The organism is Moraxella caprae DSM 19149, assembly GCF_000426885.1.
Taxonomy (GTDB): Bacteria; Pseudomonadota; Gammaproteobacteria; order Pseudomonadales; family Moraxellaceae; genus Moraxella; species Moraxella caprae.
The window spans coordinates 31,972-54,401 of record NZ_AUGF01000015.1; the positions used below are offsets into that span (position 1 = coordinate 31,972).

Consider the following 22,430-nt stretch of genomic DNA (forward strand, 5'->3'; position numbering starts at 1 on the left):
GAACCATAACGGTTTTCCGCCACCCATCAACAAGCTCAGGACGAACGGAAAACCTAGTTTTGCAGGAAGTCTAATTTAAAATTGCTTAATCATTGAAATTGTTTAATATTTTATTTATTTTTATAAATTATCAAACAATATATGATTAAAAAATCTCAACCTAAGTCCGTTTCAAAACGGGCTATTATAAAGAAAAAATCTTAAAAGGGTTGGTTTTGTCATATTATCCGCCCTGATAACTACAAAAACACAACATTAGAACGGTTTTTTGTCCCAATGTTGTGTTTATAATTTTGCTAAATTGTAACTATTTTTTAATGTTTAATCATCAACTTTACTGTCTTTTTTATCGCCGTCAGGAATGACCGCTCCGACCACTTTTGCCGTACCTTTAACCACGCCTTTGGTGGTCTTGTAGGCGACTTTGACAGGCACGGTGACAACTTTGTGTACACAGCCTTGCAAGATTAGGGTGGATAAGGTTAAAGTTAAGATGATGGATAATTTTTTCACGGGTTTGCCTTTTATTGAGTAAATTCTACTTCAATCTCAACTAAAATGGTAAGTTTTGATTACCCATAATTATTTTTGGGTTGTAGGGGCAAATCATATTCGCCCTTTAAATCAATCACTTATACCCAATAAACTTTAAAATTACTACAAACACAATGATTTGTGGATGTAGGGTCGTGCTGTGTACGTCTTGCACGGTAATGTCATCAAAAGGGTGTGCGGAGCCAACCTCTACAAACCCGTGGTAAATATCAAGTTGATTGGGTGTATATAAAGTTGAAAATGGGGTAAATTTTGTGTTTAGGAAAAAGTAAGGCAAATGCAATGATTTGCCTTGTGTGAATTATGAACGATAATCGGCATTGATACTGACATACTCATGCGACAAATCACAGGTATAAACCGTATCGGTACAATCACCCTGCCCCAAATCAATGCTGACGGTTATCTCAGGGCGACTCATGACCACTTGCCCCTGCTCTTCGGTATAACCGTCCGCCAGTCCGCCACGCTGACAAATGGCAATCTCGTCTAGCGACACGCTTACACGGCTTTGGTCAAATGGCACGCCTGCATAACCCACCGCCGCCAAAATCCGCCCCCAGTTCGGGTCGGACGCGAAAAATGCCGTCTTGACAAGGGGTGAGTGAGCCACCGCATAAGCGACTTTGGCACAGTCGTCCGTGGTCTTACCGCCTGTTACCTTGACCGTGATAAACTTGGTCGCCCCTTCACCATCTCGTACGATGAGCTGGGCGATTTTTAACATCACATCTTTAATGGCTTGGTAAATGGCTTGATAATGGACATGGTTTTCGCTGTCTATCAAGCCCCCCACCTTGCCTGTGGCGATGAGTGTACAACAGTCATTGGTGGACGTATCGCCGTCAATGGTAATGCGATTGAAGGATTGATTAGTCAAATCCACCAAGATTTTCTGTAACAGCTCTGGGCTGATATGAGCGTCTGTCGCCACAAAGCCAAGCATGGTCGCCATGTTTGGGCGTATCATACCCGCCCCTTTGCTGATACCCGTTACCGTGTAAGTCATGCCGTCTATCGTGGTCTGCACGCTATGTCCTTTGGGGGTGGTGTCGGTCGTCATGATACTGTGGGCAGAGTTTAGCCAGTTATCGGCTGTCAAATCCGCCAACGCCTTATCCAGCCCTGCAATAATCCGCTCGCTCGGCAAAGTCTCGCCTATCACGCCCGTAGAATACGGCAACGCTTCGCACGCATTCACGCCTGTTTTATCCGCCAACGCCTGACAAGTCGCCAACGCCCTATCTATGCCGTCCTGCCCTGTGCCTGCATTGGCGTTGCCTGTATTGATAAGTAAATAGCGTGGCGTGTGCGTTTGGATATGTTTACGCACCACTTGCACAGGGGCTGCCACAAAGTAGTTTTGGGTAGTAACGACCGCCACGCTCGCCCCGTCCTCTATCTCAAACACCGTCAAATCACGGCGGTTTGCATAGCGGACACCTGCTTCACAAATGCCGATTTTTACACCATCAACGGGCAATAATGGCACAAGACTGACATCACCGACTGGCATGGGTTTTTCCTTATTTAATTTAAAATAAAACCATTGTACCAAAAATTTGTGTATTTTTGTAAAAATTTATGGGATAAAATCATGCGGATGGTTTTGTTTTATTACGCTTAACAAATCAAATATTCTCCACAGGCTTTGCAGGGCTGTTTTTGCACGCCCATAAAAATTGATACCGCCAAAGGACGTGCCCAGCACGTCCCTACACCCACATATTACTAGACTTGTATTGATTTTAGAGGTTTATGATTGCATTTTTAAAAAAAGATTATGTTAAATAAGTATAAAGACAAAACATTACCATTGTGATAATAATGAGAAAATAAGTTTTGTTAAAATGGCTAAGCATGGTTATGTTAATGACTTGTCATATATTGCCACGTTGTTACGATATACTTTTATTTTATTATCAGGAATACCTTATGAACATCACCACCCTACGCTCTGTCGGTGCCATCGCCCTAGTTGCCATGGGCTTGACCGCTTGCCAAAGCACGCCGACTAGCCCTGTCATCGCTCGGGCGGATAACACGTTTGAGACCACAGGACTGGGCAAGACCAAAGCCACCGCCCAAAACAACGCCCTAGCGTCCGCCAAAGCCCAATGCGGTTACAAAACCCCTGTCATCATCAATGACACCACCACCTACAATGGCATGATGGACGAACGTATGGGGCGAGTCATGGAACAAGGGGCAAAAGTGGTCGGCACGATACTCGGTACAGGCTCGCCTGAGCTAAGCCGTGATGATGATTATGAATATTTTATTAAATTTCAATGTCAATAAAATATTCATCTTTTTTATAAAAACATTGGGGTAAATATTTATCCCAATGTTTTTATTTTTCAAATCAATCATTTAAATTTAACAAATTTGACTTTAACTTAAATTTTATATTTAGCATTTTTAAAAACCCATTTTCAATTCACCCCACTTTTTATGTCATCATGCACCAATAGTCCTGTTTGGCGGATTGTCGGGGTATTAACCGCTTTTAATAATGCCTGCTCGGTGCTGTATATTGCCACTTTGGTTTTGGCACGGGTAATGGCGGTATAAATGAGTTCTTTGGATAATAAACGCTCGTTATCATCATTAAAGACCACAGCGACTTTTTCAAATTCTGACCCCTGTGATTTATGCACGGTCATCGCATAGGCGGTTGTGGCAATATCGCCGTCTAGCATATTAATCGGCAAGCCTTTAACCGAATCGCCAAAATACACCGATAATTCATGACCTCGTTTGCCACTTTGTAAACAAATGCCAATATCGCCATTAAACAATCCCAAATCATAGCGATTTTTTAATATCATCACAGGACGACCATGATACCAAGGCGATTTTACCGTCGGCAGTTTTAGATATTCACGATGCAATGATTCAATAAAGCCATTAATCAGCTCATCGCCACAACTGCCGATATGTGATGCGGTCAAAATGCGATATTGATTAAACCGCTCATTTAATGCTTGTAGCTGTGTTTGTTTTTCATCATCGCCATATGTGGCAAACTGTTTTTTTAATGTTTTGGTTAAGGCAAAAAAGCCATCAGGAGTCATATATTCATCAGCGATGTTTTTATAAAACTGCTGTCGCAACAATGACGGCTGTGCTGTCAAAAAGGCAATGTCCATCCATGACAAATAGCTCTCTTGATGAATGAGTGCGATGAGCTTGTCAAAGGCGATGTTTTCTGGTTGATTGATAAGCTGTGCCAAACGCCCAATGCCCGAATCCTTAGAAAAACGGTTGGATAAGACCAAATGCGTGCGTGCCGTCATCAAGCTCGGTATGCGACACAAATCCGCCAGCACCGCTCCTGCATCCACCGCCGAGAGCTGATGAGCGTCGCCAAGTAGGATAATCCTAGCCCCACGCTTGACGGCACAGAGCAGATGGCGTGCCAGCTCGGTGCCAAGCATGGACGCTTCATCCACGATAATCAGCTCATACGGCAGTGGGTTTGATGCATGATAGCGGGGCGTGCCACTCATGCCAATGCCAAGCAGGCGATGAATGGTCATCGGCTCAGGCAGATTGATGTTGGTCTGACTGCCCGAGAGTGCGTGTTGAAGCGACTCCGCCATCCGCTGTGATGCCTTGCCCGTGGGGGCGACCAGTGCCAGACTTAGCTCTCCGCCCATATCTGATATGGCATGGTGCAACGCCAGTACAATCTGTGCGACCGTAAAAGTCTTGCCCGTTCCCGGTCCACCCGTGATGATACTAAACGGCTCGCTCGCCACCTGTCTGATGGCTTGCTGTTGCTCGGGATTTAGCGATGGATTGATGGGCAAATCTAGGGCGTGGATGGGACTGTGGCGAATCTCATGGATGGCAGACAATAGCTCACGCTCCGCTTGATAACTGCGACCGAGCCACAGATACAGCGTATTATCATCATGATAAAACACCACCGCCCTATCTGGCTTTTCATCATTGCCATGAACAAAGAAAGGGTTGGCGTATAGTCGCTTGATAAACTCATCAAAATCCCGACCCAGCGTGATACTCGTCACATAATAAAAACGCAATGCACAAATCATCAGCTCGCCAAGCTGTGTCACCACCTGCTCATCTGACTGATGGCTGTGGCTTTTGGTGATAATACTGTGCTGATAATATCGCTCTTTTAGGTCATGTTGGGTGTGATGAATATAATGAACCAAAGCCGTTTTATCATTTGACAATTCATCAATACGCCCAAAAATAGCATTAAAATCGAACTCATCACCCACTTTATCGCTAATAAGCGAGATGATAGGATGTAATACTGACAACTGCCACGGGCTTAATTTGTCATGGGCGGTATTTTGGGTATTATTAATATCATCATGCCTATTTAATACTAACACCGTATGCCCGTCATGCAATAACTGACTGATGACAAAATGAATCAAACAAAATATCGTCTCATCAGCCGTATTAAATACAAAGTCATCAATACGCCCTGTCTCATGATACCAGTTAGCATTATCCTGCATGCGTCTGGTGAGATATTGGGCGATGTTGTTTTGATAAGGGGTATTCATGGATTTCCTTTTATCTTGGCGGTTTGTTTTAAAATAAATAACGCTTGTTAATCGGTCTTAGTCGAATTATGCAATTAAATCATTTAAAAACTTAATCAAATCATTTAGTCAAACAATTCATCCAAACAATTTATCTAACGCATAAATAAGTGGTAATGGCACTTGCCAAGCGATATGCCCCAAAGTTGGGTCATGCTTATCCACGCCCCGCAAAAAGACAAATTCCACCGCTCCCAAATACTGCTCTTCACGCCCGACATAATCTTTTATGCGTAATTTTAATAAACGGTGCAATGCCACTTGATACACGCATGCTTGGAGCCAATAGCCTGCTTTGTTCATGGCGGATTCTAATGAGTCATGGCGATAATGCGACAGACTCTCGCCGATAAAGTTGGATTTATAATCCACAACATAAAACTTGCCTTGATGTTCATAAACCAAATCCATCTCGCCATTGAGATATTTATAATAAGCAGATGGGTTTTGCTCGGTAAGTATTATCTCTTTATCACTGTGTGCTTTAAATATCTCATTTAGCTCATTAATATTAAATGACTCGGTCAATCTTATGGTAAAAGACATTTCTTTGACAAGGTGATTAGGAGCTAATGCACTCAAACTTATCTTTGATGATAAAAATGGTGTATGGCTAATGTCATACATCCATTCTACCAATGCTTGATGATGGTTTAATACAGCCTGATTAACCAATTCATTAACTAATTCATCATTTGATTCATGCGATATGTCGCCATGAGTGCTGTGATAAGCATGAGCAAAGTTTAATTGGCGAATCTCATCATCAATGCGACTGCTGATGTTATTTTTATCATTGGTGTCGATAAATTGTAATAAATGATGTAAAAACGTTCCTGCATTCACGCCTTTTTCAAATAATGGTCGAATGTCATTCTCAGGATAAGGGATAATATCATCTGTGATTGTCGCCATTTGTGGAATGATGGTTATCTCATCATCGATGGCATTATCATCATCCATCACTGATGGTTTATCAAACACACTCATCAATGCCGTGGCACTGGTCTTGGACGCCCCATAAAAATACGCTTTGGCAAATACCGCCTGCCATGGCTGATAATGTATCGGGGTCAATACCACATCATCGCCTTGATAGTTATCGGTTATCAGCTGTTCTGATTTTGCCAAATCAATGACATCTACTTTATCTGTCAGTCGCTCGGGCAATATGATATCTTTCTGTTTACAATCGAACCATAAAAACAATGGTCGCTCATCTATTTGACCAGCATTATATAAATCCTGACCGACCACAAAAGTCTGCTCTGATGCTCGGGTCAATGCCACATAACCTACTCGCAAACGCTCATCAAGTAATTCTTGGTTTTGTTTGATTTTATAATAATCGCTTATTATCTCATTATCAGCCACTTTATCTTTGATGGGGGAGATACGGCGGTTGTATCGCTCATCACTATAAGCATAAAACATGTCTTTGTGGTTCTTACTTGTGGCAGGGTCATCTAAATTCATGACATAGACAATGGGAAATTCCAAACCCTTTGACTTGTGAATGGTCATGAGATTCACGCCCGACTCGCTTGGTAATATCATCTGCTGATAGTCTTCATTATCATCTTGTCCTGTCATTTTATCGGCGAGCCAATTCATGAGTTTTATCTCATTATTATCCTGATGCGTGTATTCTCGCCCTATCAGTTCGGTCAGTTGCCACAAATCCGCCAAATATCGCTCGCCTGCCTTAGCAGATGTTTGCCACAGATTATCATCGGATAACGGATGGTGTAATAAAGCATAAGTCAAAGCACTGGCAATGCCATATTTTAAAAATCGCTGATGGCATTCTTTTAAATAAAAAACAACGGACTGGATGATTTGTTCATCATTTAATAAATCAGTAACTTCTCTTAACTCATAACCAAATAATTGGGTAATAAAAAGTCGCCCTAAAATCTCTCGCTCTTGACTTATCATGGCAGTGAGTAGGGCATATAAATCTTTTGCCGACTCTGTGGTAAAAACATTGATGTCATTGGGCGAAATCGATGGAATGCCCAATTTATCCAACTGTTTTTTTAGTTGTGCTAAATCTTTTTTGGTGCGTGCCAATACCGCAATGTCATCAGGTTTGATTTTTTTATCATCAAGGGTATGTCCGCCTTGCAATAAGCTATTAATATGATGAGCGATGTATTGGTATTTATCCAGCTTTTTATTGTCATCATCTTTTTTATAAGGCAAATGCAATAATGTTAATGGCTTATACCCCAAATAATCAGGCAATTCTGGCTTATTTAAATATTGCCATGATAATAAACTCTGCTCTTTGTGGGCGGTGATGGACTGATAATAAATGCCGTCGCCCAGATAAGCAGGATTATGGGCGTTATCTTGATGGGCAAACCAGTGATTTAAACTGTCGATTAACTCGCTATTAGAACGGCGGTTGGTCGTGAGTTTCAGCTCGCTGTTTAATAAAGGCGGTAATATATCAGTCTGCCCATAATGTTTAATACTGTTATAATTGGCAACATCCCCACCCCGAAAACGATAAATCGCCTGCTTGGGGTCGCCAACCAATAATAAAAATCCCGTGCTAGATTTGCCTTTGCCTCGCCTTTCTTTAAAATAATCCAAATAAACAAGCTCTATTAAGCGTTTTTGCAGTCCATTAATATCTTGGGATTCATCAATGAGTGCCACAGGATAATGATGGCGAATGTGTCTTGCCAGCTCAGGGCTATGCTCTAAGGCTTCGATGAGTCGCACCATTTGAAAAGTAAAGGTGCTTTTGTGCTGACGTTCTAAGGTGCTTTTTAATAATACCCGCACGTCCTTGGCGATGGTTTGATACAGATGGGATTTATAATAATCAGCAATTTCCTTGATGGCAGTTACTGTTTCACGGATGATTAATAATTTATCCAACGGCAAAGCAAGAAAGGCTTGTTTGTTATTTTCAAAACCTTTTTTAAAATTTGTTTCTTTTTTAATATCTTCTAACTTATCCAAAAAACTTTTATCTTCATCACTGATATGATTCACAAAATCCAATCGATGGATTTTTATCATTTCCATGATATTTTTTAAACGTCCAAATTCTTTGACAGCTTTTCCACGATTTATAAACCCGAATGCCAACATATAATCAAGCTCATAAAACGGCTCAAAGACCGATATAATCTCAAAGACAGACATCAGCCGTTTATCCAACATCGCCAAATAGTCATCCACACTTGCCATGGTATCGATGGGAGCGTCATAGAAATTAAGTGCCACGGTAACCGCTTGATTTGCCGAACCGACATCGCTAAACACCGCCTTATCAATGAGTGCATACAGTGGCAACTGAGCCACTCGCACATGCTCACGGCGTAGGGCGTCATGAATGAGAGCACAGGTTAGCTCATTGCTGCTCGTGCTAAGCTCGGTGTTCATCTGATAGCCGATTTGGTCGGCAAATTCTTTGAGCCACTTTTGGGCAAGACTGTCTAGTGTCCCCACAAACAGCTTATCCAAGGTCGCAAGTAGGAGTGAACACCGCCGAATCGCCAACGTCAAGGCGTTAGGGTCGCTGTCTGTGATAAGCTGTTTTATCAAATGCTCATTAATCGGGTCATCATGGTCGGCAATGCCTGCCACACCTGCCTGCTCTACTATCTGCCCCCATGTCTCATTGATGTCTCTGACGGTATCGCTGTCCGTATCTTGGGCGTGATAAAACCAGTGGGCATGAGTTGCCTTTTGCCCGTTTAGCCAAGAGACATAGCGATAAAAACTACTGATACGAGCCTGTATCCGCTCTTGCATTTCTCTGGCGGATGCTCGTGTGAAGGTCGTGGCGATGATACGCTCGGGGGCGTATTTTTTCTCTATCAATAGCCGTAAAATAATGCCGGTCAATGTCCATGTCTTGCCCGTGCCTGCGGACGCTTCTATCAAATAGCCTTTACTGAGCGTGCAAGCAATGGCAGGGATGTCGGTCAGATTTGTCATTTATTATCCTTATCACTTTTTTCATTTAACTTATCAATGGCAATCAGCGAGCCAAACATCAGCTGATACAGTGGCAACGCTAAGGGCAGATACGTCGTCAAGGCTTTGTAGGGGTCAGCCCCTTGTAATGCCAACTGCCATGCCTCATGGCGACTGTCGGTTTCGTAAATCCTATCATCATTATTGCTGGGTTTTCCTATCCATTTTTCAAACAGCTTAGGCGTGATTTTTGCATCATCTGTCTGACTGTGGGCGATGTATGCCAAGGCGTCTCGGTGCGTCATGACAATCAGCTCACGTTTGGCAAGCTGTGCCAATACGATTAGGTTTAGGATATGAGCTTTGGCGGTGCGTGTGTCAATGCCCCCGATGGCAAATGTCCGCCCTGCCAGATGAGTGTCCCCACCTGCCTTGCGGTATTGCCACAGGCTAAATTTATCATCATCGCCCGTCATCTGCCACAACAGATGATGAACAAAAAAACGGAATAAATGCTCAGCTCGGGCAGAGTTTGGCAAGATGGTTCGCCACGATAGGTCAGGTGTGCCAGATGGGTCATCGGTCGGCAGACTGACGGTGATGTCAATGTGGATGTCATCACAGATGAGCGGGACACTTTGCTCAGAAGTGATGCTTAGCAGACCGCCCATCGCACCTAATGTCATGGCATAACGCTCATCCTGTCTGAGCGTATCTAGGGTATTGCCAAACTCGACAAGGTCGTCTTTGAGCTCGGTAAAGTACTCATCAGGCGTGGATAAGCGTAACTGCCCTGCTGGCAGTCGGTCGCCATAATACAGCGACTGCATGGCAAAGATGGCGTCATTATGGCGATGGTCGCTTGCCCTGCTCATGGTGTCTAGCACCTGCCGAAATGACTCATCGCCCGTCTGCGTGTCAAACAGCCCAAACTGTGCCCCACGGATGAACAGTTCATTCATGTGATAATTGGCCAATGAATCTAGGCTCAACGGCTCGTTTTGCTCATCGGGGGTGCGTTCTTTGTCAATCTTGACTTTGTCATGTAAGTAGGTTTTGCTTAGGTTTTTAAAACGACCGATAAGCTCGCCTGCCTGCATGTGTGTCGGCAAAGTCAGCTCATAATGCTCGCACATCGCCTTGATATGACGGGCAAGTGTCTTATCATCTGGGCAAGCCAAGGACTGCCCAAGCCAGTCTGCCAACTTTTGCACTGCCATATCATCCATGATGAGTGATGATGGCGGTGGCGTGGCGACTGGGCTGTCTAGGGTGTGGCGGATGTCCTGCCACAGCTGTGGCGGGGGCAGGGCTTGTTTTTGGCGGTGTTTTAGGGCGGTCAGTCTCGCTGTTAGGTGTGCTTTGAGCTGTCCTGCCACATCATCAGTAGGGGTCATCTGATGGTCATCATGATAATACACCGCCTTGTCAAAGAATGTCGGGCTATGGTAAGTGATGAGATAATCTTCGACTAGGACAGGCATGAGCTGATTGATGAGCGTGGTAATGTCATCATCCATGCCGTCTGTCTCTATCCCTGCACCTGTTTGCCAATCATCCATGCCGTCAGCCCGCCACTGGGCTTCGGTTTTTAAAAACTCTATCAGCTCGCCGACAACAGACGCAGGTAACAGCTTGGTTTTGCCATCACTGCTTAGCCCTTGATAAAAAATCACACACGCATCTTTGGTGCATAACAAGGCATCCAAAAACGCCCCATTATCATCATCTTCGTTATAGCGGTCGCCCAGTCGTCGCACCCCGGCACGCATCAAATCGAGTCGCACCGCCCTGTCTTGGCGTGGAAAGGACGCCAAATTCATATCCAGCATGACCGTCATGCCAAAAGGAATACTCCGCACCGCCCCAAAGCGGGCAAAGGTAATGACTTCTGATGGCTCGGCACTAATCGCCTGTGCCTTGACCGTCTCGGATAGGCTCTCCAACACGAACTTCATCGACAGGCGAATCTCATCAGTACTTGCTACACTGCCGACCTGCTCCTGTCCCACGGTCAGATGTCGATGATAATAGCGGTTCGCTCGCAGGCTACTCATCATGGCGTTTTTGGTGTTAAAAATCGCCCGCATGGCAACGCTGTCATGCCAATGCCCAAAGTAGCGGTTGATGACATCATGCTCGATGTGGTTCAAAAGTCGCTCCACGCTGTCCACGGCGGTGAGCTGTTGGCGGTTGGCAGATAGCCCCGCATGGATGGCGGTCAAGACATGAATCACAGGCTCGTCGCCCAGACTTACGCCCATGAGCGGTAGGCTTGCTTCACCAAACACCCCTGCACGCCACACAAAGGAATGTAAGGCACGGCTTGGGGTTTTGGTTGGAGTCAATAACCCCAACACCAAACGGTCTAAGGCATGGCTAAACGTATAGCGATAATCGCTGTCATCAGCGTGCAACGTCGCCGATAAGTGCCTTTCATCAAAACCCCGTCTAAACCCTGCCTGCCTTAGTAGCTCCACACCCCGTCTCATCTCATCAAACGACAGCCCAAAGCTCTCATATAACGCAGGGGTCAGTAGCCATTCATAGACTTCGTCAGCATAAAACCGACTGGTCGGTTCGCCAAGCAGAGTGTAAAAGCCCATGATAGCCCCCGTCAGCTCATCGATGCTCTTATCGGGCGTGCCTGTGATTTTGATGGGCAAGGTCAGCCCGTCCGCCCCCCGTCCGTCAGGGAACACCGAGCGAATGATGTCTTCGCTACTGATAATGTCAGGCAGTAGCACGACCACATCGGCAAGGCGTCGCTCTGGGTTGTCGTTAAGATATTTGGCTATCATGAGCCGAGACAGCTCCAACTGGCGTTTTAGGCTATGGCAGGCGTGTATGGACAGACTGCCCATGTCCGCCCCGATGTCTAGCCCAAGCGGTGTCTTGGGGCGGACTTTTTGCATGAGCGTATCATCTGCCACATCATCAGCATGGGCAAACAGCTTATCATCAAGCAAGGTTGCCACGACTTGTCCGCCTGCCTGCTCATGGACGTCCTTGTCATGGTTTAGCATGAGAATGTCTGCCTTTAAGCTTTGTAGTAGGTTCGGCAGTGTGCCACTCTCAGGCACGGATTCATCAAAATCATCCTGCCAATGCACCTGCCATGTGGCGTGGCTGTCGCCCCCCGATAAGTCGGCAAGCATGGCAAAGGTGTCTCGGGACTCTTTGCCCAGTCGTGATAACAGCCCATGCCCGTAGTCTTTGAGATAGACCATGTGCGGACGGATGATTTGCTGGGTTTTTAGCCATTGTCTGTCCACGATGTCCGCCCAAAACATCATCGATGGATTAAAGTGCAGTAGTACCACATCCAAATACAAAGACAGCTGTTTTAAAAAATCAAGCTCCACTTTGGGGATTTGTTGCACGGTAAATAGATACAGGGCTTTGGGCAAAGCCTGTATGGCACGCATGGACAATGATTCGCCACTGGTATGGTCGGCATGATTGGTATTGTTAGCCGTGCCGTCTCGCTTGCCTGACAGCACCTGCCAAAAACGCTCTTCTAATGCCAAGCGATAACGATACGTCTCGCCAAAAAGCTGTTGCCACAGATAGCCAAGCAGTCGCTCCAAATCCAGATAATGTTCTACGAGCCACTCAGGCATGTCGCTGGCATTGGTTTTATCAGATTTGTCATTATCATTATCATCGCTCGACTGTATCACTCCAAAGGCTTTGTCCAGTCGTTCTTTCTCGCTCATCATCTGCTTGACGGTATCGTTAAGCGACACGCCATTTGCCCAGTCACGGAGCCACTCGGGGCGATGGGTCAGATACCGCACATATAGGCGTGATAACTCATCGCACGCCTGCCACAGCCGAGTCTCGGGCAGAGTGTCTGTATCGTCATCATACAAAGGTTTTATCAAAAAATACAGTGGATGAGCCGTATCGTCAAGCAGTCGGTTATTTTTTTCAAACTCACTCATCACAAAGCCAAAAATTCGCCAACGCATGATGGACGCCGACAAAACCGCCACTTCTGGCACGGACAGAGCGTCATGGGGGTATGCCTGCGTATCTAGCTCCAACACCGTTTTCATTATGCCCCACTGGTATTTGCCCCAAAACTGGGCGGTAAACAGCGTGCTGATGCCCATACGGCTCGCCACGGTCTTGGTCAGCCAGTCGCCCAACACCATGGACGGCACGATGACGGTGAACGGGGTAAAAATCAGATGGGCAAGGTCATCCTCTGCGTTATTTTTTTGATAAAAATCAATCAGATGACCCACAAGACGGTCGGTGTTATTGGACTGGATGATATGAAACATGGACAAATCGGCTCGGTATTGATGATAAGATGATGACTGGGATGACCCCGAAAATTTCCTTAATTTTACCGTGATTTTGGTAAATTTTCCATGTTATAATAACCCCATTTAGCAATCATTGATAAGTTTATACCTAACAAGCCTGATGTTTACCACGGGTTTATTGCGTTTGTGTTAATTTTGAAGTTTTTTGGGTATATTAAAACAAACCCCAACCCATTGATTAATATGATGAAAAAATCCGACCTCAAACACGCCTGCTCCAAATGCTATCCTTATCTTAAAAAAGCCGTGCTGGGTGTCTTGGCGGTGTTTGTGTTGCTGTTTGTGATGTCGCTAGGCGTGGGATTTTATCAAAACAGCCAAGAGATTAACCCCATACCCGTGGCATTGTGATGGCGTGTTGGCGTTTTAAATGAATGATATGTTAAGTTAAATTAAATGGATTTGTCGGGAAAAATGGCGGTTTGCTTTATGACAATTTTTTTAAAATCAATCAGTCATTTTTGTAAATATATTTTTCCTAGCAAATTTACCAAAATACCATGAATAAACACGACTCATTTTAAACATGAAAATTTTAAAAACCATTTAAATTTTAAAAATCATCTATATAGTCAATAACCTTTTATTTTGCCAATTATTTTCCCAAACCCATTTAAAAATTAAAACAGAGCGAATTTATGTCATTTGTGCATTTGGGTGTGCGTACCGAATACGCCATTGTTGATTCTATCGTCAAAATCAAAGAGTTGGTCAAACGTGCCGTGGATGACGGACAGACCGCCTTGGGCATTGCCGATTTTAAAAACACCTTTGCCCTAGTCAAGTTTTATAAAGCCTGCATTGGCGCTGGTGTCAAGCCCTTGCTTGGCACGGAAGTCATCACGGGCGATGATTTTAGTGCGACCGCCGAGCATGAGAGTTTTAGCGTCATACTCTACGCCATGAACAACGACGGCTACCAAAACATCCTACGTCTAGTCTCAGACGGCTACACCAACCGACCCATGAGCGAAAACGGCAAAGTGACGGTCAGCACGCCCATTGTGTTAAAGCAAGATTTGTTCGACCCTGCCAAAAACGCAGGGATTATCGCCATACTCACGCACCGCTCAGAGATAACGTCCGCCTTGCGTGGGGGAATGAATGCGATAAGCACATGGCAACAAGCCTTTGGCGACCGTCTGTATCTGGCGGTCAAACGCACCCACGTCCACGATGACGACCTAAACCGTGACATCATCATGGCAGGGGCGAGATTTGGCGTGCCTATCATCGCTCATAATGACGTGCGTTTTATGAACGCCAGTGTCCGAAGTCAAGGCAAAGAAGACACCGCCAGCACTGACTTTGACGCTCACGAAGCGCGTGTGTGTATCGCCAGTGGCTATGTGCTGGCGGACACCACACGCCCCCGCACTTATAGTGAGTTACAGTATTTTAAAACCCAAAGCGAGATGAATGCTTTGTTTGCTGACATCCCCCAAGTCATTGAAAACACCGCCCTGCTCGCCTCTCGCTGCAACGTCACGCTCACCCTTGGCAAAAACTTTTTGCCCGCCTTTCCCATACCCAAAGGCATGACCGAAGAAGAGTTTTTCCGCAAAACATCCGAAGATGGACTAAACAGACGATTAGACAAACTCTATCCGCCCGAGAGTCGAGATGAGAGCTGGGCGGACGTGCGAAAGCCTTATGATGAACGCCTTGCATTTGAAGTGGACATCATCTTAAAAATGGGCTTCCCCGGCTACTTTCTCATCGTGATGGATTTCATCCGCTGGGCAAAAGAAAATGGCGTGCCTGTCGGGCCGGGGCGTGGTTCGGGGGCAGGCTCGCTGGTGGCGTATAGCCTAAACATCACCGACTTAGACCCCTTGCGGTATGATTTGCTCTTTGAGAGATTTCTAAACCCTGAGCGTGTCAGCATGCCTGACTTTGACGTGGACTTTTGTATCGAAGGGCGAGACCGTGTCATCGCTTATGTTGCCGATACTTATGGGCGAATGGCGGTCTCACAAATCATCACCTTCGGTACGATGGCGGCAAGGGCTGTGGTGCGAGACGTGGCACGGGTGCAGGGCAAATCATACGGTCTTGCCGATAAAATCTCCAAACTCATCCCCAAAACCCCCGGTATCTCGCTTGAAGACGCGGTCAAAGAAGAGCCTTTATTAAAAGATTTGCTCACCAATGCCGATACCCAAGACCACGAACAGGCGGTTGAGATTTGGGAGATGGCACAAAAACTCGAAGGCATGACCCGTAACGTCGGTAAGCACGCAGGGGGCGTACTCATCGCCCCGAATCGTATCAGTGATTTTAGTGCCATTTATGCCGATGATGAAGGGCATTTTGTCAGTCAGTATGATAAAGATGATGTCGAAGCGGTCGGACTGGTAAAGTTTGACTTTTTGGGACTTAGAAACCTGACCGTCATCAAATCCGCCATTAACAACATCGATGAACGCCTTGCCAGAGAAGGCAAAGACCCCATTGACCTAGATGAACTGCCCCTAGATGACACGGCGGTGTATGAGCATGTCCTACAAAATGGCAACACCACGGCAGTGTTCCAACTTGAAAGCTCGGGCATGAAAAAATACCTAAAACAGTTAAAACCATCCAACATCGAAGACGTCATCGCCATGTGTGCCTTGTACCGCCCCGGTCCTTTGGAGACGGGGATGGTGTCGGACTTTATCGACCGCAAGCACGGCATACAAGAAGTCGCCTACCCTGACCCCCAATATCAGCACGACTGGCTAAAATCTGCCTTAGAGCCGACTTATGGGGTCATTGTCTATCAAGAGCAGGTCATGCAAATCGCCCAGACCCTAGCAGGCTACACCCTAGGCGGAGCGGACATGCTAAGGCGCGCCATGGGCAAGAAAAAGCCCGAAGAGATGGCAGCTCAGCGGTCGGTATTTGAAGAAGGAGCTATCGGGCTTGGCGTGGATGGCAAGCTTGCCATTAAGATTTTTGAGCTTGTGGAGAAATTTGCAGGCTATGGCTTTAACAAATCGCACTCGGCAGCCTATGGCGTGCTTGCCTACCAAACCGCTTATCTAAAACATTACTACCCTGCTGAGTTCATGGCGGCGGTACTGACATCGGAGATGGATGACACCGATACCGTGGTCTTTTTAATCGGCGACTGCAAGGACAACTTTGACCTAGAAGTGCTGCCGCCATCGGTCAATCACAGCCAATTTCACTTCGTCGCTCGTGACCCCAAAACCATCATCTATGGGCTAGGAGCGGTCAAAGGCGTGGGCGAAGACGCGGTTGCCAGTATCGTCAAGGCAAGAAGCGAAGGGGCTTTTAAGGATTTATACGATTTTTGTAACCGTGTGGACACCAAAAAAGTCGGCAAACGTGCCTTAGAAGCTCTCATCAATGCCGGCTGTTTTGATGACCTAGCAGGCGTGCTACGCCCCGAACTGCTTGACATTCATGGCAAAAACTTATCCTACCAAATCCGTGGCGGACTTTGGGAGCAACTGCCCCAAGCCATGGAAGTGGCTCACCAAAACCGACTAAACAGCGAAGCAGGTACGTTTGACTTATTTGCCGAAGTGGACGAAGGTCTGTCTGTCGCTCCGCCCTTGCCTGACATCATCTGGGGCGACCAAACTCGCCTGCGTGGCGAGAAAGACACGTTGGGACTGTATCTGACAGGTCACCCCATGGACGCTTATCGTGATGAGTTGCCCCGTTATACCAACGTCAAAAACCTAAGCGAAGTATCCGAGACGGGCTATGGCAAATTTGCCTTGGTCGCAGGACTAGTGATAGACGTGGCAAACTTTGGCAACCGTGTCGCCATCACCTTAGATGACGGCAGTTGTCGCTTGGAGCTTAGCTGTTATATGGACAAATACCAACGTATCTCACCCCTGCTTGAAAGCAACATCAGCCTAAATGCCGTCCTAAGCCAAAAATACGCCCATCTTACCAAAGAAGACAAAAACTTCAACCCCAAACGCCTAAACATGCAGACATTGGCAAAGATTGACAAAAAAGACTGGGAACAGCTAAACAACCTAAACGGCGTGATTCTCATCGCTCGCATTAGTGTCAGCGAAAATGACGGACGGTTGTTCGCTCGCCTGCAAGGGGGTAAGAACATCATCGAGTCTCGCCTAAAATCGTTGGACGGCTTGCACGTCAAACTACACAGCCACGACACCGAGCGACTGTCGGTACTGACCAATCTGCTAAAAGAGAACGTCCCGCCTAACCCTGATGAGATTGCCAGATTCATCAAGTCCGAGACAACGACCGAAGACGGGGGAGCCATCATTGACGCAAATGGCAACACCCCCGACGGCTGTCTGCCTGTGTCGCTGTATCTGTACGATGAATGCAGTATTTGCAAAGTGCTGACGAATGACCGCTTTCGCCTGTATCCATCTGATAACAACCTAAACCGCCTAAGACATACCTTTGGGTCGGATTTGGTGGTGAAATAAGCCCTGATTTAGTTGAATTGACATGCCAAACACCCCCCTAAACCGCATTCATACCATCATGGTTAATACAACCCTGCCTGCCAATATCGGCTCAGCAGCTCGTGCCATGCACACCATGGGACTGTCCCATTTGACCGTGGTCGCCCCCCGCCTGCCCATTGATGAGACCAGTCACGCCAATGCCGCCGGTGGCACGTCCGTCCTAGACGACGCCATCATCGCTGACACCATCGAGACCGCCCTATCGCCACATGCCTTGATTGTCATGGCATCGGCACGCACTCGCCATCTGCCCAAGCCTGTCATCACACCAAACAAGTGTGCAGTGCTATGCCATGATTTTTTGGCTAAAAACCCCAATGCAACCATCGCCTTGGTCTTTGGGCGTGAAGACAGAGGGCTGACCAATGACGAGCTGGCACTGGCGGATTATCATGTACAAATCCCTGCCAACCCTGCCTATCCTGTGCTTAACGTGGCAAGTGCCGTACAAGTCATCACAAGCACGCTTTATGCTTATTTTGATGAGCAAAACAGCGATAAAACCAAAGATAACACCCATTATAATCAGCACAATCTCAAACACCATCTTGACATCCATCATCGCACCGAATGGGATGAGCCTGCCATCACCCACGCCCAAAAGATGGGGCTTGATGACGCCATCACAAGCCTGCTCATCAAGCTCAATCTCGCCCGAGATGATGAACTAAAAGACCTGCCCAAACGCTTATCACGCCTATCTTCTCGCCTGCAACTTGACCAAAAAGAATACGCCCTACTGCGAGCATTATTGACAAAGATTGATAAGAAGATTGGCTAAATATTGGCTAACTTACCACTTTTGGGCAATGGGCTAGGGTGTGATTTTGTTATACAATCATGTCATCTTGCTTTTTCTTAACTTATGTCAATTTTTAATGGTTGTTTTGGTGTCCTTTATGAAATCTTTGACTCTGCCCCTATTGTCCACACTCATGCTAAACTTACCTGTCGCCCATGCTGACGTGACCGTCTATGCAGCAGCCAGCCTGACCGATGTCATGGGCGAGATTAACAAAATGTATGAGAAAAAATACCGTACCAAAGTAAAGACTTCTTATGCATCATCAGGCACGCTCGCCAAGCAGATAGAACAAGGTGGCAAGGCGGACGTATTTATCTCAGCAGACGTAGCATGGATGACTTATCTTAATAGAAAAAATCTCATCAGCCCTGCCAACACCACGCATTTGCTGGGCAATCGCTTGGTAATAATCAGCCCTGCCAAAAACCCTATCAAAGTTACGATGAGCCAAAATTTTAATCTTAGTGGTAGTTTTACAGGCAAACTCTGCACAGGCAATACCACCAGCGTCCCCGTAGGCAAATACACCAAAGAAGCACTCACGCACATGACGTGGTGGCAGAGTATCAGACCAAGACTGGTCGAGACCGAAGACGTGCGAGTCGCCTTAAATTTCGTCGCCCGTGGCGAGTGTCCACTTGGTATCGTGTATGCCACTGATGCCATCAGTACCCAAGCGGTAAAAACCGTGGCGACTTTTCCCACTAACAGTCACACGCCCATCATTTACCCTGCAGGGCTTGTCCGTCCTAATAACAACAATGCCAAGCGATTTTATCAGTTTTTACAATCCAACGACGCCAAAGCAGTTTTTAAAAAGCATGGATTTACCCCGTTAAAATAAATCATAATTGAACACCACTTACAAATGGGCATTAGCCAGATTGCCCATTTTGCTTTATAATGTCGCCATCATTGCCATCATCATTTGCCATGCTATTTTCACTCAGCCCCGACGAGCTTGAAGTCATCAGCTTATCGGTTAAAATCGCTCTATCCTGCCTGCTCATCAATCTCATCCCTGCCATCACGATGGGTTATTTTTTGGCACGCTCACAGTTTTGGGGCAAATCGCTTGTTGAGACCTTGGTATATCTCCCCCTTGTCCTACCACCTGTCGTCCCTGGTTATGTACTGCTTGTTCTATTTGGTAATCAAGGTATGATTGGCAAGCATTTGAGCAGTTTGGGGCTAGAATTTGCCTTTAACTGGAAAGGGGCGGTGCTTGCCAGTGCGGTGATGGGTTTTCCTTTGATGGTGCAGTCGTCACGCCTTGCCTTTGAGATGGTTGATGCACGCCTAGAATGGGTCGCCAAAAGTCTGGGGGCTAGCAGGATTGGTACGTTTTTTAAAGTGACCCTGCCTTTGTCGGCAAGCGGTATCGTCGTTGGAGCGATTTTGGGATTTTGTCGCAGTTTGGGCGAGTTTGGGGCGACCATCACGTTCGTGGGCAACGTCGCAGGCGAGACACGCACCCTGCCCCTTGCCATGTATAGCTTACTACAACAGGCTGACAGCGATGTTGCCATCATGCGACTGATGGCGTTCTCGTTCGGCGTGGCATTTGTGGCGTTGTTTTTCTCGCAGTGGTATCATCGTCAGCAAAAACAAAAGGTGTAGCAATGAATACGCATGACAAATCCACCTTTGATTGTGATGTCATTCTAAAACTAGGCAAAATCACCCTATCGCCAAAGTTTTGTTTTGATGACAACATCGTCGGGCTGTTTGGGGCGAGCGGTACTGGCAAGACCAGTATTCTACATGCCTTTGCAGGGATTTTCACGCCCACATCAGGACACATCAGAGTCAATGGCGTAACATGGTTCGACAAACAAGCCAACATCAATTTATCCATACAAGACCGACTGGTCGGTTTGGTATTCCAAGATGGGCAACTACTCCCCCATAAGAGCGTGATGGACAACCTGCTGTTCGGCTATCGGCACCGTGATAAGTCAGCCCGTCGTTTCCATCCTGATGACATCATCAGTCTATTAAAACTGGGGCATCTAACCAAACGTCTGCCCGCCAAACTCTCAGGCGGGGAAAAACAGCGAGTGGCACTCGGGCGAGCGTTGCTATACTCTCCCAACCTACTACTCATGGACGAACCGCTGTCCGCCCTAGATAGCGAACACAAACAAGAAATTCTGCCGTTTTTTCAAGACATCAAAGCGATGAGCATTCCCATGCTGTACGTCAGTCATGACATACAAGAGATTGAATTTTTGACATCGAGTGTGTATCGGGTGAGTAGGGCGTGTTGAACTTTGGCATTTGTCATGAAAAATACCTGTTTAAAAAAGCAGGGGAATCGCACGTTTTTCAAGGAAAAAATAAAGGCTGTGGGTTTTCTATCAGACAAGTTTTTATTATGAAAAACAATCCGACCACTTAACTGGATAAATTTTAAGATTTTAACTTAACTTTTTAAATTTAAGTGGTCAGATAGCTATTTTTCATGCAAAAATTGATAAAAGCTTTAAATTTTATCGTATTTTATAAAAATGTTATCAATGGTAGGCACACCCTAGTAATGGACGTATGTGTTTAAATTGTTCTCGCATGACGTCACTTGGATGGGCTTTTGTCCTGTTGAATGATTTGGTTGGTGGCGGTTTGGTTTATTGTAGCATCTTTTGATTGTGATTGGGTTCTTGCAAAAGTCCGTTAAAAACCACCTGCCAATCTATCCAACTCATCGTTTAGCTTGGCAGGGTCAAATGAGTTGCCAAGACCTTTTTGTGGGGCAGATATCCTAAAATCATCACCATTACGCTCCATCACCCACGCCACAACGGCATGCTCGCCTGCGGTGATTGTTGACAACTCATAGTCATGAATGATGCTGTCGTCATCACTGATTTTTGTAATGCCTTTTTTGGCATGACAAAGCGGATGTTTATGATAACTTGACATGACAAACACAAGCTTTTGTGCCATCTTGGGCAACTCGCTTAGTTTGACGTGAATCAACTCTTGGGGCATGAGCGTTTCTTCAAAATTATTTGCTCCCACCAGTGACCCAACGTGACGCACACTCTCATCAAGTCCCCGCACCTTAGCATACCAAATCTTATCTAGCACTTGATGTGAGCCATCTAGCACCACACAGGACAGGTCTATGTCCATGTCAAGCGTGGGCGAGCGAAACGGGGTCAGCCCCTTTAATAAGGGTATTTTTCTGACAAAAGCAAATATGCCCGTTTTGTCAAATTGGCAGGCTTCATAATTGACGGACACCGTCAAAGTCTGTCCATACACACCAAGCTCAGTCAGAGTCTTGGATTCAAAAAAGGTTTTTAAGGACAAATTGCCCATATCTTTGTGTTGGTTAAAATCAGTCATAAATTTGGTCAATGGGTTAGTTTTTTAAGGCAGTCTCATCAAAGGCATGTTTTAATGCCAGTTCTACAGCATTAATGCGTTCTTGACAGACTTTATAAGCATCAATGGATTGCTCTACCACGCTCACTAGGTTGTCAATGTCTAACGCCTGACTTTGTTCTAATGAGTCAGCATTATGCTTTAAAATTTCGTAGGCTTCTTTAAAAGTTGTCAAAGATGCGGTATCACTGCTCTTCTGGGACATATTACTCTCAGTTAATTTTAAATAAAAGTCCCATTTTACCCAATCATTTCTTATCAAGCAAGTGGATTTTATCAAGCTCTCTGCCTTTATTGTAAGTATTTTTGTTACAAAATACATTTGTCAAGCAGGTCAAGT

At 45.8% G+C, this 22,430-nt stretch carries 14 protein-coding genes; 7 read left to right on the forward strand and 7 right to left on the reverse strand.

All coding sequences use genetic code 11. The annotated features are described in order from the left end of the window. Window positions 1-321 precede the first annotated feature (321 nt). Together K941_RS0105580 and argJ are read right to left on the reverse strand one after the other, a co-directional pair. The gene (locus K941_RS0105580; RefSeq protein WP_029102835.1) at window positions 322-513 is read right to left on the reverse strand and encodes an NF038104 family lipoprotein; all 192 of its coding nucleotides are present in this window, start codon (window positions 511-513) and stop codon (window positions 322-324) included. A 343-nt stretch (window positions 514-856) separates the two neighbouring features. Next, complete coding sequence (gene argJ / locus K941_RS0105590) at window positions 857-2,071, reverse strand: bifunctional glutamate N-acetyltransferase/amino-acid acetyltransferase ArgJ (protein ID WP_029102837.1); 1,215 nt, start codon at window positions 2,069-2,071, stop codon at window positions 857-859. Window positions 2,072-2,490: 419 nt separating this feature from the next. On the opposite strand from argJ, the gene K941_RS0105595 reads away from it, so the two are divergent. Then, a complete protein-coding gene (locus K941_RS0105595) occupies window positions 2,491-2,856 on the forward strand; it encodes a hypothetical protein (RefSeq protein WP_029102838.1) in 366 nt (121 codons plus the stop codon). Between the two features lie 134 nt (window positions 2,857-2,990). On the opposite strand, the gene recD is transcribed toward K941_RS0105595, so the two are convergent. The 3 genes from recD to K941_RS0105610 form a co-directional block, all read right to left on the reverse strand. After that, entirely contained in the window at window positions 2,991-5,105 is a 2,115-nt protein-coding gene (gene recD / locus K941_RS0105600) for an exodeoxyribonuclease V subunit alpha (RefSeq protein ID WP_029102839.1), read from the reverse strand. A gap of 117 nt (window positions 5,106-5,222) precedes the next feature. After that, window positions 5,223-9,104, reverse strand: coding sequence for a UvrD-helicase domain-containing protein (locus K941_RS14860; RefSeq protein WP_051225906.1), 3,882 nt, complete (start codon window positions 9,102-9,104; stop codon window positions 5,223-5,225). Beyond that, window positions 9,101-13,375 (reverse strand): exodeoxyribonuclease V subunit gamma, encoded by a 4,275-nt coding sequence (locus tag K941_RS0105610; protein WP_029102840.1) that lies wholly within the window; start codon window positions 13,373-13,375, stop codon window positions 9,101-9,103. The genes K941_RS14860 and K941_RS0105610 overlap by 4 nt, the downstream gene beginning before the upstream one ends. A gap of 231 nt (window positions 13,376-13,606) precedes the next feature. Between K941_RS0105610 and K941_RS0105615 the strand changes: the two genes are divergently transcribed. The 6 genes from K941_RS0105615 (at window position 13,607) to K941_RS0105640 (ending at window position 20,970) form a co-directional block, all read left to right on the forward strand. After that, complete coding sequence (locus K941_RS0105615) at window positions 13,607-13,771, forward strand: hypothetical protein (RefSeq protein ID WP_156892302.1); 165 nt, start codon at window positions 13,607-13,609, stop codon at window positions 13,769-13,771. A 287-nt stretch (window positions 13,772-14,058) separates the two neighbouring features. Continuing rightward, complete coding sequence (gene dnaE, locus K941_RS0105620; RefSeq protein ID WP_029102842.1) at window positions 14,059-17,853, forward strand: DNA polymerase III subunit alpha; 3,795 nt, start codon at window positions 14,059-14,061, stop codon at window positions 17,851-17,853. 22 nt (window positions 17,854-17,875) lie between these two features. After that, a complete protein-coding gene (locus K941_RS0105625; protein WP_036387623.1) occupies window positions 17,876-18,676 on the forward strand; it encodes an RNA methyltransferase in 801 nt (266 codons plus the stop codon). Window positions 18,677-18,794: 118 nt separating this feature from the next. Then, window positions 18,795-19,544 (forward strand): molybdate ABC transporter substrate-binding protein, encoded by a 750-nt coding sequence (modA, locus tag K941_RS0105630; protein WP_084137686.1) that lies wholly within the window; start codon window positions 18,795-18,797, stop codon window positions 19,542-19,544. An 89-nt stretch (window positions 19,545-19,633) separates the two neighbouring features. Beyond that, window positions 19,634-20,320, forward strand: a complete 687-nt coding sequence (modB, locus tag K941_RS0105635) for a molybdate ABC transporter permease subunit (RefSeq protein WP_029102845.1) — start codon at window positions 19,634-19,636, stop codon at window positions 20,318-20,320. 2 nt (window positions 20,321-20,322) lie between these two features. Beyond that, window positions 20,323-20,970, forward strand: a complete 648-nt coding sequence (locus tag K941_RS0105640) for an ATP-binding cassette domain-containing protein (protein ID WP_029102846.1) — start codon at window positions 20,323-20,325, stop codon at window positions 20,968-20,970. A 403-nt stretch (window positions 20,971-21,373) separates the two neighbouring features. On the opposite strand, the gene K941_RS14865 is transcribed toward K941_RS0105640, so the two are convergent. Beyond that, window positions 21,374-22,051 (reverse strand): TerD family protein, encoded by a 678-nt coding sequence (locus tag K941_RS14865; RefSeq protein ID WP_051225907.1) that lies wholly within the window; start codon window positions 22,049-22,051, stop codon window positions 21,374-21,376. Between the two features lie 16 nt (window positions 22,052-22,067). Continuing rightward, window positions 22,068-22,295, reverse strand: coding sequence for an exodeoxyribonuclease VII small subunit (gene xseB, locus K941_RS0105650; RefSeq protein ID WP_036387624.1), 228 nt, complete (start codon window positions 22,293-22,295; stop codon window positions 22,068-22,070). Window positions 22,296-22,430: the final 135 nt, after the last annotated feature.

Excerpts from the sequence above, each read along its gene's own strand:
- xseB (WP_036387624.1), bottom strand. The coding sequence starts at position 22,295 with ATGTCCCAGAAGAGCAGTGATACCGCATCTTTGACAACTTTTAAAGAA.
- argJ (WP_029102837.1), bottom strand. The coding sequence starts at position 2,071 with ATGCCAGTCGGTGATGTCAGTCTTGTGCCATTATTGCCCGTTGATGGT.
- K941_RS0105610 (WP_029102840.1), bottom strand. The coding sequence starts at position 13,375 with ATGTTTCATATCATCCAGTCCAATAACACCGACCGTCTTGTGGGTCAT.
- K941_RS14865 (WP_051225907.1), bottom strand. The coding sequence starts at position 22,051 with ATGACTGATTTTAACCAACACAAAGATATGGGCAATTTGTCCTTAAAA.
- K941_RS0105640 (WP_029102846.1), top strand. The coding sequence starts at position 20,323 with ATGAATACGCATGACAAATCCACCTTTGATTGTGATGTCATTCTAAAA.
- modA (WP_084137686.1), top strand. The coding sequence starts at position 18,795 with ATGAAATCTTTGACTCTGCCCCTATTGTCCACACTCATGCTAAACTTA.
- recD (WP_029102839.1), bottom strand. The coding sequence starts at position 5,105 with ATGAATACCCCTTATCAAAACAACATCGCCCAATATCTCACCAGACGC.
- K941_RS0105625 (WP_036387623.1), top strand. The coding sequence starts at position 17,876 with ATGCCAAACACCCCCCTAAACCGCATTCATACCATCATGGTTAATACA.
- K941_RS0105595 (WP_029102838.1), top strand. The coding sequence starts at position 2,491 with ATGAACATCACCACCCTACGCTCTGTCGGTGCCATCGCCCTAGTTGCC.
- K941_RS14860 (WP_051225906.1), bottom strand. The coding sequence starts at position 9,104 with ATGACAAATCTGACCGACATCCCTGCCATTGCTTGCACGCTCAGTAAA.
- K941_RS0105615 (WP_156892302.1), top strand. The coding sequence starts at position 13,607 with ATGAAAAAATCCGACCTCAAACACGCCTGCTCCAAATGCTATCCTTAT.
- modB (WP_029102845.1), top strand. The coding sequence starts at position 19,634 with ATGCTATTTTCACTCAGCCCCGACGAGCTTGAAGTCATCAGCTTATCG.
- dnaE (WP_029102842.1), top strand. The coding sequence starts at position 14,059 with ATGTCATTTGTGCATTTGGGTGTGCGTACCGAATACGCCATTGTTGAT.